Source organism: Sphaerisporangium sp. NPDC049457 (assembly GCF_055586705.1).
Genome location: NZ_JBVJHR010000017.1, coordinates 64,577 through 76,917, shown reverse-complemented (window position 1 = coordinate 76,917; position 12,341 = coordinate 64,577). Strand labels below are relative to the sequence as shown.

General features: G+C 70.8%; 13 protein-coding genes and 1 riboswitch. Of the genes, 8 read left to right on the top strand and 5 right to left on the bottom strand.

Features of this window, described 5'->3' with window-relative positions; genetic code table 11:
• Window positions 1-6 precede the first annotated feature (6 nt).
• Window positions 7-717, top strand: a complete 711-nt coding sequence (gene thyX / locus ACZ6QO_RS25820; protein WP_465854179.1) for an FAD-dependent thymidylate synthase — start codon at window positions 7-9, stop codon at window positions 715-717.
• Window positions 718-724: 7 nt separating this feature from the next.
• On the opposite strand, the gene ACZ6QO_RS25815 is transcribed toward thyX, so the two are convergent.
• The 3 genes from ACZ6QO_RS25815 to ACZ6QO_RS25805 all read right to left on the bottom strand — a co-directional run bounded on the left by ACZ6QO_RS25815 (window position 725) and on the right by ACZ6QO_RS25805 (window position 2,454).
• Window positions 725-1,030, bottom strand: coding sequence for a ubiquitin family protein (locus ACZ6QO_RS25815; protein WP_465854178.1), 306 nt, complete (start codon window positions 1,028-1,030; stop codon window positions 725-727).
• 5 nt (window positions 1,031-1,035) lie between these two features.
• Window positions 1,036-1,158, bottom strand: coding sequence for a hypothetical protein (locus tag ACZ6QO_RS25810; RefSeq protein WP_465854177.1), 123 nt, complete (start codon window positions 1,156-1,158; stop codon window positions 1,036-1,038).
• 72 nt (window positions 1,159-1,230) lie between these two features.
• The gene (locus ACZ6QO_RS25805) at window positions 1,231-2,454 is read right to left on the bottom strand and encodes a globin domain-containing protein (RefSeq protein ID WP_465854176.1); all 1,224 of its coding nucleotides are present in this window, start codon (window positions 2,452-2,454) and stop codon (window positions 1,231-1,233) included.
• A gap of 554 nt (window positions 2,455-3,008) precedes the next feature.
• On the opposite strand from ACZ6QO_RS25805, the gene ACZ6QO_RS25800 reads away from it, so the two are divergent.
• Entirely contained in the window at window positions 3,009-3,695 is a 687-nt protein-coding gene (locus ACZ6QO_RS25800) for a gamma-glutamyl-gamma-aminobutyrate hydrolase family protein (RefSeq protein WP_465854175.1), read from the top strand.
• A 60-nt stretch (window positions 3,696-3,755) separates the two neighbouring features.
• Here ACZ6QO_RS25800 and ACZ6QO_RS25795 read toward each other — a convergent pair whose 3' ends face one another.
• Both ACZ6QO_RS25795 and ACZ6QO_RS25790 read right to left on the bottom strand, forming a co-directional pair.
• On the bottom strand, window positions 3,756-4,937 hold the full coding sequence (locus ACZ6QO_RS25795; RefSeq protein WP_465854174.1) for an acyl-CoA dehydrogenase family protein: 1,182 nt from the start codon (window positions 4,935-4,937) through the stop codon (window positions 3,756-3,758).
• Between the two features lie 81 nt (window positions 4,938-5,018).
• The gene (locus tag ACZ6QO_RS25790; RefSeq protein WP_465854173.1) at window positions 5,019-5,609 is read right to left on the bottom strand and encodes a class I SAM-dependent methyltransferase; all 591 of its coding nucleotides are present in this window, start codon (window positions 5,607-5,609) and stop codon (window positions 5,019-5,021) included.
• Between the two features lie 273 nt (window positions 5,610-5,882).
• Here ACZ6QO_RS25790 and ACZ6QO_RS25785 point away from each other — a divergent pair, with 273 nt between their 5' ends.
• From ACZ6QO_RS25785 to ACZ6QO_RS25760, 6 genes are all read left to right on the top strand, one after another.
• Window positions 5,883-6,461 carry a CDP-alcohol phosphatidyltransferase family protein gene (locus ACZ6QO_RS25785; protein WP_465854172.1) on the top strand — a complete coding sequence of 193 codons (579 nt, stop codon included), beginning with the start codon at window positions 5,883-5,885 and terminating at the stop codon, window positions 6,459-6,461.
• A 95-nt stretch (window positions 6,462-6,556) separates the two neighbouring features.
• On the top strand, window positions 6,557-9,058 hold the full coding sequence (locus ACZ6QO_RS25780; protein WP_465854171.1) for a sugar phosphate nucleotidyltransferase: 2,502 nt from the start codon (window positions 6,557-6,559) through the stop codon (window positions 9,056-9,058).
• 365 nt (window positions 9,059-9,423) lie between these two features.
• Window positions 9,424-9,927, top strand: coding sequence for an FHA domain-containing protein (locus ACZ6QO_RS25775; protein ID WP_380846061.1), 504 nt, complete (start codon window positions 9,424-9,426; stop codon window positions 9,925-9,927).
• Window positions 9,928-9,939: 12 nt separating this feature from the next.
• Window positions 9,940-10,623 (top strand): transcriptional regulator FtsR, encoded by a 684-nt coding sequence (gene ftsR, locus ACZ6QO_RS25770; RefSeq protein ID WP_465854170.1) that lies wholly within the window; start codon window positions 9,940-9,942, stop codon window positions 10,621-10,623.
• A 131-nt stretch (window positions 10,624-10,754) separates the two neighbouring features.
• Complete coding sequence (locus ACZ6QO_RS25765) at window positions 10,755-11,225, top strand: bifunctional nuclease family protein (protein ID WP_380846055.1); 471 nt, start codon at window positions 10,755-10,757, stop codon at window positions 11,223-11,225.
• Between the two features lie 146 nt (window positions 11,226-11,371).
• Complete coding sequence (locus tag ACZ6QO_RS25760) at window positions 11,372-11,995, top strand: MerR family transcriptional regulator (RefSeq protein ID WP_465854169.1); 624 nt, start codon at window positions 11,372-11,374, stop codon at window positions 11,993-11,995.
• Between the two features lie 194 nt (window positions 11,996-12,189).
• Window positions 12,190-12,315: riboswitch (glycine riboswitch) on the top strand.
• The last annotated feature ends 26 nt before the right edge of the window (window positions 12,316-12,341 follow it).

Genomic DNA, 12,341 nt, shown 5'->3' with positions numbered 1-12,341 from the left:
GGGCTTTTGCGATTTCTCAGCGACGTGACGGTGGAGCTGGTCAGGCACAGCGCCGCCGACTCCGACGTGGTGTGGGCCGCCCGGGTGTCCACGGCGGGCGAGCAGTCCCTCCAGGCGGTCGGCCAGGACGCCGAGCGCTCCAAGGGCCTGATCGGCTACCTCATGCGCGACCGCCACGGCAGCCCCTTCGAGCACAACTCGATGACCTTCTTCATCCACGCCCCGATCATGGTCTTCCGCGAGTTCCACCGCCACAGGGCGGGATGGTCGTACAACGAGGAGAGTGGGAGATATAGGGAGCTTCAGCCTGATTTCTATGTGCCTGGGGGTGAGCGGAAGCTCGTGCAGGAGGGCAAGCCCGGGCGCTACCAGTTCGTCGAGGGCGACGAAGAGCAGCACAAGCTGGTGACCGAGGCGATGGAGCTGTCCTACCGGCGCTCCTACGAGGCCTACCGCGAGATGCTGGAGGCCGGCATCGCCCGGGAGGTCGCGCGCGCCGTGCTCCCCGTCGGGCTGTTCTCCTCCATGTACGCCACCTGCAACGCCCGGTCGCTGATGCACTTCCTGTCGCTGCGCACCAAGGACGAGCGCGCGAGCGTGCCGTCGTTCCCGCAACGCGAGATCGAGATGGTGGCCGAGAAGATGGAGGCCATCTGGGCCGGGCTGATGCCGCTCACGCACGCGGCCTTCAACGCCGCGGGCCGCGTCGCCCCCTGAGCCGCCCTCACAGGGCCGGCATGACGTAGACCTCGGCCCCCGGGGGTAAGGCGCACGACAGGCCGCCCAGCCGGCGGGCGTTCTCTCCGCAGACGAACATGCTGATGTGGCGGCGGATGCCGCCGTACTCGTCGCACAGCCGCCGTTCGAGCTTGGGGTGGGTGCGGCGCAGGGTGTCCAGGGCGGCGCCGAGCGTCGGACGCTCTTCGCCCGCGTAGGCGACCGCGAAGACGCGCACCTCCGTCGCCCCGCCACCCCAGTGCCCCAGCATGCTCGGCAGCACGAATGTCACGAGCGTGACCGGTCGGGCCATGGGAGTCAGCGCACCGCCGGGGCGATGAGAAGGAACCTGCCGACGGGGGGAGAGGGCCGCCTGGTGACGGCGGCGAGCAGCGTGCGCCGCATGATCGCCCCTTCCTTTCGCGGTGCCGGGACACGCATCGCCGGTCCCCCGGCCGGCGTGGTGACCCGATAGACCCGATAGACGTGGTGGCCGCTGCGCGCGGATCGGCATCATCGTGCCACGTCGCGCCAGTGCTCGCCGGAGTCCTCGGGATTTGGGCGATCGGTTCGTCGGGATTCTCCTGGAGTATCTGGTTGGCGAAGGGAAACGGGCAGGCGCTCGGTCTGGTCGAGGTCCCGGTGGATGCGCGCCGGCGGCACCCCGTCCTGCTGCAGCCGGCGCACCGTCTCATGCACCATGGCCGGCGGGCCGCAGACGTAGACCTCGTGGTCGGCGAAGGAGTGGAAGCGCCGCACGACGTCCGGCAGCGTCCCGCGCATGCCGTCGTAGGCCGGCTCGCCCGACACCACCGGAAGCACGCGCAGCCAGGGGTGGCCGGACTCCATGCGGATCAGGTCCGCCAGGTCGTACAGCTCGGCGGCGGTGCGCGCGCCGTGCAGCAGGTGGATGTTGGAACGGCGGCCGGAGGCGATGACGTGCTCGATGATCGCCTTGAGCGGGGCCAGGCCGGTGCCGCCGGCGACGCACAGGATGTCGCGCGCCGGGTCCTCGGGCGGAGGGGCCATGGTGCCGACGGGCGCGCCGAGCAGGACGGTGTCGCCGATGCGCGTGTGGGAGACCAGGGCGGTGCTCACCCAGCCGCCGCGCACGGCCCGCACGTGCAGCCGGATGGTGTTGTCGGGACGGGGCGCGTTGGCGATGGAGTACGTGCGCCACACCCTCGGCCAGCGCGCCACCTGCACGTCCACGTACTGCCCCGCGACGAAGGTCATCGGCGTGCCGGGACGCAGCGTGATCACCGCGATGTCGGGGGTGCGCAGCTCGTGGTCGACGACCTCGGCCAGCCACCAGGCGGGGGAGACCCCCGCGTCGGCCTCGGCGGCGTCGATCATCATGTTGGCCGCCGTGGTGTAGGCGGCGACCCAGGCCGCCTCGACCTCGGTGGTCCAGGCGTCGCCGGAGAAGCGCCGGATCGTCGCGAGCAGCGCGTTGCCCACGGCGGTGTGGTGCTCGGCGAGCACGCCGTACTTGCGGTGGTCCCGGCCGAGCTGTCCCAGATAGGAGCTCAGGCTGCCGGGGCTGTCCAGGCTCCACACGATGCGGGTCAGGGCGGCGAAGAGCCGGTCGCGCTGAACGTCCATGGCGGGAGGGAACATGCTGCGCAACTGTGGGCTCTCAGCGAACAGCCGCCCGTAGAAGTAGGCGACGGCCCTGCCCATGACCGGCTCGATGGCCGAGAAGCTTTCCTTGATGAGACGCGGATTCAACGACATTTGTTGATGCCACCCTAATTGATCGGATTCGATGTCCGATCTTGTTGTCGCACCTCCCTGACGGTCCGGGTCGTGAGCGTCGGCGGCCCCGGCACTACCGGTCGCTCGAAATGAAGTCTTCCATTCCCTCATGCGCCTCACAACCGTTTCACCACAAGGTGCCGTGAAAGGGAACCGTTCGTAATCGATGCGTGATTGCGGGTAATCGGCGGTTCCGGCCGCTCGAACGAGAAGTGAAAAGGAATCGCATTCGCGTTTACCGGACATTCTCCGGCTCTCGACAATGCCTGGTCAAAAGCGACGCGACCGCCGGCCGCGCTCCGGGCCGCCGCGCGGGACGTCGCCCGTGGCGGCCCCGCGGACGCCCCCTCCGGTCGCCCGCGGGCATGGTGCCGGTGTGGCGAACGGGACAGAAGATGCTGAAGTGACGTACTCGATACCGGGATTCGTGACATACCCGAAATGTTGTGCGCCATGATGGGTTCGCCACTGCATACGGGCTGAGTGCCGCTGCGGTTTGGCGGTACGACCTTGCGCGAGCCCCTGGAGACCGCATGTCCCGACCCCTGATCGGTATCACCACCTACTTCGACGCCGCCCGCTGGGGCACCTGGGTGCGCGAGGCGGTGCTGTCGCCCCCGGCCTACGCCAAGGCGGTGGACAAGGCCGGAGGCGCCCCGGTGCTGATCCCTCCGCTGAGCCTGGGCGCGATCGACGGCTACGTGCGCGGCATCTCGGGGCTCATCCTGGCAGGAGGCGTGGAGGTCGACCCCGCCGCCTACGGCGAGGAGCGCGACGAGCGGGTGGAGGAGCCCGAGCCCCGGCGCGACCGCTTCGAGATCGCGCTGGCCGCCGCGGCCATCCAGGCCGGCATCCCGGTCCTCGGCGTGGCCCGCGGCATGCACGTGCTGAACATCGCCCTCGGCGGCACGCTGATCCCGTGGCTGCCCGACGCGGTGCACCACGAACGGCACGCCGCCGCCGCCCCGCATGTCCTCCAGGTCAGCGTGTCCAGCAAGGTGGGCAAGGCCGTGGGCGACCGCATGGAGGTGGCCATGCCGCACCACCAGGCCCTCAGGCGGCTCGGCGACGGGCTGCTGGCGGTGGCGTGGGCCGACGACCAGATCATCGAGGCGGTGGAGCTCCAGGGCCACCGGTTCTGCGTCGGCGTCCAGTGGCACCCCGAGCGCGGTGACGACAACCGCCTGGTGGACGCCCTGGTCGAGGCGGCGATGCCCTGAACCCGGCGAGGACGGCCGCCGGGCCGTCCGCCCCGCCCGGGAGCGCGGCGCCGGCGGCGGTCAGAAGCTGCGGGGCAGGCCGAGCACCTGGGTCGCCAGGTAGTTGAGCAGGAGCTCCTCGGTGACCGGCGCCACCCGGCCGATGCGGGCGTCGGCGAGCAGCCGCGCGACCGGGTACTCCAGGGAGTAGGCCATGCCGCCGTGGGTCTGGAAGGCGTGGTCGGCCGCCTCCCACGCGGCCTGCGAGGCGGCGAGCTTGGCGATGTTGGCCTCGGTGCCGCAGGGCAGGTTCCGGTCGAACAGCCAGGCCGCCTTATACAGCATCAGCCGGGCGAGCTCGATCTTGGCCTTGACCTGTGCCAGCGGGAAGGCGATGGCCTGGTTGGCCCCGATCGGGCGGCCGAACACCTCACGCTCCTTGGCGTAGGAGACCGCCACGCGCAGCGCCACCTCCGCCGCGCCGAGCGCGCTGGCGCCCAGCAGGACGCGCTCGGGGTTGAGGATGTCCCACAGCACCAGGGCGCCCTGGTCGACCTCGCCGACCACGCTCGACGCCGGCACGCGCAGATCGTCGATGAAGACCATGTTGGACGGGGTGGTGTTGGCGCCCATCTTGGGGATCGGGCGGTAGGACAGCCGTCCCGCGGCCACCGCCTCCGGGACGTCCACCAGGAACACGGTCAGGCCGTTCGTGCGGGGCTTGGCCTCGGCGGCGGGGATGGTGCGGGTGACCAGCAGCATCCGGCTCGCCCGCTGGACGCCGGTGATCCAGATCTTCTGGCCGTTGATCACGTACTCGTCGCCGTCGCGGCGCGCGAAGGTGGAGATGGCCAGGGAGTTGGACCCCGCGTCCGGCTCGGTCAGCGCGAAGCACGTCTCGGCCTCGCCGGTGGCGAGCTTCGGCAGGAGCGCGGCCTTCTGCTCGGCGGTCCCGTGGCGGGCCAGGGTCAGCGCGCCGAAGCCGGGCGTCAGCACGTAGGTGAACGCCGACCCGCCGGCCGAGCCGGACGCCGACAGAGTCTCGGTGGCCACGGCGAGCTCCAGCAGGCCCTGGCCGCCGCCCCCGTACTCCTCGGGCACGGCGAGGCCCAGCCAGCCGCCCTTGGCCAGCTCGGCCCACACCTCCTCCGGCCACCGCTTCTCCGCCTCGCAGCGCTGCCAGTAGTCCATGTCGTAGCGCGAGCAGATGGCGGCGACGCCCCGCTGAACCTCTTGGGCGCTCTCCGGAAGCGTGAAGTCCACCTTGATCACTCCTATCCCGTCGGCCGCAATGGTAGAACGCCGTTCGGTCCGCGGGCGAGGGCCGCGCCGGGGGAGAAGGGATCAGCGGCGCGGCCGGCGCGCGTGGTAGACGAAGGCGGGCGGCACGTTGCCCCACACGGTGCGGCTCGCCACGACCTCCTCGAACGCCTCGAGCAGGCGGCGGCGGAAGCGGACGGCGGGCGGCAACGTGCGCGCGTGCACGTAGGCGAAGGTGGTGAAGGCCCCGTCGGGGGCGAGCGTCTCGGTGATCGCGCCGAGCAGCCTGTCCTGCAGCAGGGCGGGGAAGGCCGCCCACGGCAGCCCGCTGATCACCGCGTCGGCCCGGTCGAGGTCGTGCTTGGCCAGCAGTTGCGGGAGGTTGACCGCGTCGGCCACCACGACCCTGGCCCCGGGGTGGCGCTCGGCCAGCCGCGCGGCGAGCGCGGGGTTGATCTCGACGGCCAGGTGGTGACCCCGGCCGCCCAGCCGCCGCTGGATCTCGTCGGTGAACACGCCCGTCCCCGGGCCTAGTTCGACGATGACCGGATCGCCGCCCTCGGGCACCGGAGTGGAGACGACCCTCGCCAGGCGGCGCGAGCTGGGCGCCACCGCCCCCGTGGTGCCGGGCGCTTTGACGAACTGCCCGAAGAACAGCGCTGCATCGTTGGCCATGGCACTGACATTAAAGCCCAAAACGGTCCGCTCACTTCCGCCGTCCGGCCGATCTCGTGGTCCCCAGGAGGATGCCATCTCCGCCTTGGGGAGGATGCCGACTTTGCCGGAAATGTAGCCATCTGACCGAACCGGCGGCGTGCGCGCCACGCCATCCCCACGATACGGCCGCGGCGCCCGGCCGCACGACCCGACCGGCCGGGTTCGCCCCCTCCGCCGTCAGCGGCCGGCCCCGGGTAGGGTCGGCACCAGGTTCACGGAGGGGAGTCACGGGTGAAATCGGCGGAGGACCGCATCTGGACGGTTCCGAACATCCTGAGCATGCTGCGGCTGCTCGGCGTGCCGGTCTTCCTGTGGCTGGTGCTCGGCCCCAAGGCCGACGGCTGGGCGCTGGTGCTGCTCATGCTGGCCGGCATCTCCGACTGGCTGGACGGCAAGCTCGCCAGGGCCTGGAACCAGACCAGCAAGCTCGGGCGGCTGCTCGACCCGGTCGCCGACCGCCTGTACATCCTGGCCACGCTGATCGGCCTGACCCTGCGCGAGGTGATGCCCTGGTGGCTCGCCGCGCTGATCATCGGCAGGGACGTGGTGCTCATGCTCGGCGTGCCCGTCCTGCGCAGGTACGGCTTCGGCCCGGCCCTGCCGGTCCACTTCCTGGGCAAGGCGGCCACCGCCTGCCTGCTCTACGCCTTTCCGCTGCTGTTCCTGGCCTCGCACGAAGGCTGGTACGCCGACGTGTCCCGGATCATGGGATGGGCCTTTGCCATCTGGGGAACAGGTCTGTATTGGTGGGCGGGGGCGCTGTACGTGGTTCAGGGGCGCCGGCTCATCGGAGGGGCGAGCCGGGCATGAACGATCGCGGGACGCGCCCCGGCGGGTCCCGGCGGCGAGTGCCCGCGCGAGCGTGACCGTGTGCCCACCGTGACGAGACAGGCGGAGGGTGATCTGTGAAGGCCGTCGTGATGGCGGGCGGCGAAGGCACTCGGCTGCGGCCGATGACCGCCAACCAGCCCAAGCCGCTGCTCCCCGTGGTCAACCGCCCGATCATGGAGCACGTGCTCCGCCTGCTGCGGCGGCACGGCTTCACCGAGACCGTCGTCACCGTGCAGTTCCTGGCCGCCCTGGTGCGCAACTACTTCGGCGACGGCGGCGAGCTCGGCATGAGCCTGCACTACGCCACCGAGGAGATCCCCCTCGGCACCGCCGGCAGCGTCAAGAACGCCGCCGACAAGCTGCGCGACGAGCGCTTCCTGGTCATCTCGGGCGACGCGCTGACCGACGTCGACCTCACCGACATGATCAGGTTCCACGAGGAGAACGGCGCCCTGGTCACCATCGGCCTCAAGCGGGTGCCGAACCCGCTGGAGTTCGGCATCATCATCGTCGACGAGCAGGGCAGGGTGCAGCGCTTCCTGGAGAAGCCCACCTGGGGCCAGGTGTTCTCCGACACCGTGAACACCGGCGTCTACGTCATGGAGCCCGAGGTCCTGGACGAGGTCGCCCCGGGGGTGCCGGTCGACTGGTCGGGCGACGTGTTCCCCAAGCTGCTGGCCAGGGGCGCCCCGCTGTACGGCTACGTCGCCGGCGGCTACTGGGAGGACGTCGGCACCCACGAGAGCTACCTCAAGGCCCAGGCCGACGCCCTGTCGGGCCGGGTGCGGCTGGACGCCGACGGCTTCGAGCTGTCCCCGGGCGTCTGGGTGGCCGAGGGCGCCTCGGTCGACCCCGACGCCATCCTGAAGGGCCCGCTGTACATCGGCGGCTACGCCAAGGTCGAGGCCGGCGCCGAGCTGCGCGAGTACACCGTCCTCGGCGACAACGTCGTGGTCAAGGAGGGCGCCTTCCTGCACCGGGCCGTCGTCCACGACAACGTCTACATCGGGCCGAGCGCCCACCTGCGCGGCTGCGTGATCGGCAAGAACACCGACGTGATGACCGGCGCGCGCATCGAGGAGAACGCCATCGTCGGCGACGAGTGCGTCATCGAGGCCGAGGCCTACGTCTCCTCCGGCGTCAAGATCTACCCGTTCAAGACGATCGAGGCCGGCGCGGTGGTCAACACCAGCGTCATCTGGGAGTCGCGCGGCCAGCGCAGCCTGTTCGGGCCGCGCGGGGTCTCCGGCCTGGTCAACGTCGAGATCACCCCCGAGCTGTGCGTGCGCCTGGCCAGCGCCTACGCCACCACCCTGAAGAAGGGCGCCTCGGTCATCACCTCCCGCGACTCCTCGCGGGCCGCCCGGGCGCTCAAGCGGGCCGTGATCAGCGCGCTCACCGCCAGCGCGATCAATGTGCTCGACCTGGAGGCCGCGCCGCTGCCGGTCGCCCGCTTCCACACCTCCAACGAGACCGCCTCCGGCGGCATCGCCCTGCGCACCACCCCGGGCGACCCGCAGAGCGTCGACATCATCTTCATGGACGAGAACGGCGCCGACCTCTCCCAGGGGGCCCAGCGCAAGCTTGAGCGCGTCTTCTCCCGCCAGGAGTTCCGGCGCGCCTTCCCTGGCGAGATCGCCGAACTGAGCTTCCCCGCCCGCGCGGTCGAGGACTACACCCGCGAGCTGCTGCGCTGGGTCGACATGTCGGGGGTGCGTGACGCCGAGATGAAGGTCGTCATCGACTGCGCCGGCGGCACCTCCTCCCTGGTGCTGCCCAGCCTGCTCGGCCGGGTCGGCGTCGACGTGCTCACGGTCAACAACAGGCTGGACGACGCCTCGCCCACCGAGACGCTGGCCGAGCGGCGCAGAGACCTGCAGCGCCTGGCCGAACTGGTGGCCTCCTCCCGGGCCGCGTTCGGCGTGCGCTTCGACCCCGTCGGCGAGCGCATCTCGCTGGTCGACGAGATGGGCCAGCTGATCAGCGAGGAGCGCGCGCAGCTCGTCGTGCTCGACCTGGTCGCCGCCGAGCGGCGCGGCGGGCGGGTCGCGCTGCCGGTGACCACCACCCGCGTGGCCGAGCAGGTGTGCCGCTTCCACGGCGCCCAGGTGCAGTGGACCTCCACGGCCCTGGACGCCCTCACCTCGGCGGCGGCCGACCCCGAACTGATCTTCGCGGCCGACGGGCGCGGCGGGTTCATCGTCCCGGAGTTCGCCCCGACGGTGGACGGCCTGGCCGCGTTTTTGCGCCTGCTCGGCCTGGTCGCCCGCACCCGCCTGTCGCTCAGCCAGATCGACGCCCGCATCCCGCAGGCCAAGATGCTCAAGCGCACTGTGCCGACGCCGTGGGCGGCCAAGGGGGCGGTCATGCGCTCGGTGGTGGAGGCCGCCGACGGCCACCGCCTGGACACCACCGACGGCGTGCGGGTGGTCGAGGAGGACGGCGGCTGGGCGCTGATCCTGCCCGACCCCACCGAGGCGGTGACCCACCTGTGGGCCGAGGGGGAGGACCTGGACGTCGCCCAGAGCCTCCTCGAACGCTGGGCCCGCGTCGTGGAGCACGCCGTCGGCACCTGACCGAGGCGATGTCGAGGCGATGTTCTGCCGCGAACCGCCCGATTCCAGTCACATTCGAACGGCGCGGCGCATGGACCGGAGGCCTGCCTGGGCGGTAACTTTGGACCGGCGCGGCGAGCCGAGTCGGAGGGGAACGAGGGGCGAGCGCCGTCAACCGCACACGCGAGCCCCCCGCCTGCGAGACCCGAGCGAGCTGGCGTCAGCAGCATGTCCGAACGCGCGAGCCTGCCCTCATCTTGACCTTTGCGACTCATCAGCGTAAGTTGCGGCATTCGCAGTCTGAGCAATCATGAGAAGCGAAGAACCGAGGCACGCCGCCCAGAGCACCGTCGCCGCGACTTCGCGGTAGGAGGCCGAGCCGATCGATGCCGAGCGTCTACTGCACGCAGTGCGGGAATGCCAACCCTGAGGACGCCCGTTTCTGCTCACGGTGCGGGTCGCCGCTGAGCCGCGTCGAGAACACGCCGGGGGACACCACCTCCACGATCTCCCTGAGCGGGATCGAGGCGATGGACGGCGAGGCGACGGGACAGACGCTCATCCCCGATCGGGCGGCGGTCGAGCAACTGCCGCCCGGCACGGCCCTGCTGGTCGTGATGCGCGGGCCGAACGCCGGGAGCCGCTTCCTGCTCGACAGCGACCTCACCACAGCGGGCCGCCATCCCGAGAGCGACATCTTCCTGGACGATGTGACCGTGTCCCGCAGGCACGCCGAGTTCTACCGGCGGGGCGACTACTTCACCGCCAGGGACGTCGGCAGCCTCAACGGCACCTACGTCAACAGAGAGCGCATCGAGGAGCTGCCGCTGTCGGGCGGCGACGAAGTCCAGATCGGCAAGTTCCGGCTGGTGTTCCTCACGCGTGGGTGAGGAGGAGCGGTGATGAGCGCGCAGGCGGCCAGGGCGTTCATGAGCATCGGGGAGGTCCTCGAGGTCCTGCGGGCCGACTTCCCCGACGTCACCGTCTCCAAGATCCGCTTTCTGGAGGGCGAGGGGCTCATCGAGCCCCAGCGGTCCCCGTCGGGCTACCGCAAGTTCACCCACGCCGACGTCGAGCGCCTGCGCTACATCCTCACCGCCCAGCGCGACCGCTACCTGCCGCTGCGCGTGATCAAGGACCATCTGGAGACCGCCGAGCACGACGGCGCGGGCGGCCCGGCCCGCCCGCGCGCCGTGGGCGGTGAGGCGCCGGTCGCCGAGGTGCGGCTCAGCCGCGCCGAGCTGCTGACGGCTGCCGAGCTCGACGAGGAGACCCTCGCCGAGCTGGAGGACTACGGCCTGCTCACCCCGGTCGCCCGCTGGTACGACGCCGAAGCCCTGACCGTGGCCCGCGCCTCGGGCGCCCTGGCCAGGTTCGGCCTGCACCCCCGGCACCTGAGAGTGCTGAAGGCCGCCGCCGAGCGCGAGGCGGGGCTGGTCGAACAGGCCGTCGCGCCGCTGCTGCGGCGGCGCGCGCCGGGCGCCGCAGGGCGGGCCGAGGAGGCCGCCAGAGAGCTGTCCGCCCTGCTCCAGGAGCTGCACACCGCCCTGGTCCGCACCGGCCTGCGCGGCATTCTGGGCCGCTGACGGAGCCGCCCGGACATTTCGGGGTGCGGGGATGTTACGTTGAATTTTGCGGCGATGGTCACGCCGCGAGCCGAGAGCCGCGAGGGAACGGGCCCGGAGCGGGCCGGCGACCCAATGAGACGGAGCAGCCTGTGTTGCAGATGGAGGTCGTGGGGGTCCGCGTCGAGATGCCCTCCAACCAGCCCATAGTCCTGCTCAAGGAGGCCAAGGGCGAGCGATATCTGCCGATCTGGATTGGGATGACCGAGGCCACGGCCATCGCGCTGGCACAGGCGGAGGAGCCGCCTCCACGGCCGCTCACGCACGACTTGTTCAAGGACGTCATCGAGGCCCTCGGCGTGCGGCTGCAGGCGGTGAACATCGTCGCGTTGCGCGACGGAATCTTCTTCGCCGACCTGGTGTTCTCCAACGGGGTGGAGGTGAGCGCCCGGCCGTCCGACTCGATCGCGCTGGCGCTGCGCACCGGCGCCAGCATCTTCGCGAGCGAGGACGTCGTGCGCGAGGCCGGTGTGATCATCCCCGACGACCAGGAGGACGAGGTCGAGAAGTTCCGTGAGTTCCTTGACACGATCACCCCTGAGGACTTCGGCCGTGCGGGTTAGCCATTTCGGGCATTTACGCTTCACGACGCGCCGGGCGGGATCGTTGACTGAGCATCGCGCCAGTCCTACGGTGCAAGGGAACCCACGGTTGTAATTCATGAACCCCCAGATCAGACCGTGGGATGAGAGGAAGCCGGAGGTCCGCAGTGGCGGTCAGCAGCGGCGAGGGTAAGACGGCCGGCCAGCACGATCCAGCCCAGCGTCAGTCGGCGCGGGAACGCGCGGGCGAGCAGGGCCTGCTGTTCGACGACCGGCCGGCGTCACTGCCCGCCGACGTCGGATACCGCGGCCCGACGGCGTGCTCGGCGGCCGGCATCACCTACCGTCAGCTCGACTATTGGGCGCGCACGCAGCTCGTCGAGCCGTCGGTTCGCGCGGCGCAAGGGTCGGGGTCCCAGCGGCTCTACAGCTTCCGCGACATCCTCGTGCTCAAGGTGGTCAAGCGGTTGCTCGACACCGGCGTGTCGCTCCAGCAGATACGCACCGCCGTGCAGCACCTGCGCGAGCGCGGGGTCAACGACCTGGCGCAGATCACGCTGATGAGCGACGGGGTGAGCGTCTACGAGTGCACCTCGGCCGACGAGGTGATCGACCTGCTGGAGGGCGGCCAGGGCGTGTTCGGCATCGCCCTCGGCGGAGTGTGGCGCGAGGTCGAGGGTTCCCTGGCGGAGCTGCCGGGGGAACGCGCGGAGCCGGCCGGCCGTGACTCTTCGGAGGACCACCCAGGTGACGAGCTGGCCCGGCGCAGGAAGGCCCGCAAGACGGGCTGATCCCGAAGGTTCCGGACGGGGTGTGTTCCCCCTGTGAGAGGGGGCCGGGGCTGTCGCGTGCATATCCCTGAAGATCTACGGGGCCGGGTGGGATGGCTTCATACCCGCTGTCCAGGGATAAAACCCGGCAAAACCGAAATGTAGGGGTAACTCCCTACTCGGGGTGGGACGGTACGATTGCCGGGAAAGGCTGTTGACCCTGTGCGGGAGAGACCTGGGCACGGGCCGGCTGCGCACCCCGTGCGGCGCCGGTGAGTGACCCGGGCGCCGAAGGAGCAACCTCCCCGGAATCTCTCAGGCCTCCGTACCGCACAGGTGAGGCGACTCTGGAAAGTAGGCGTGCCCT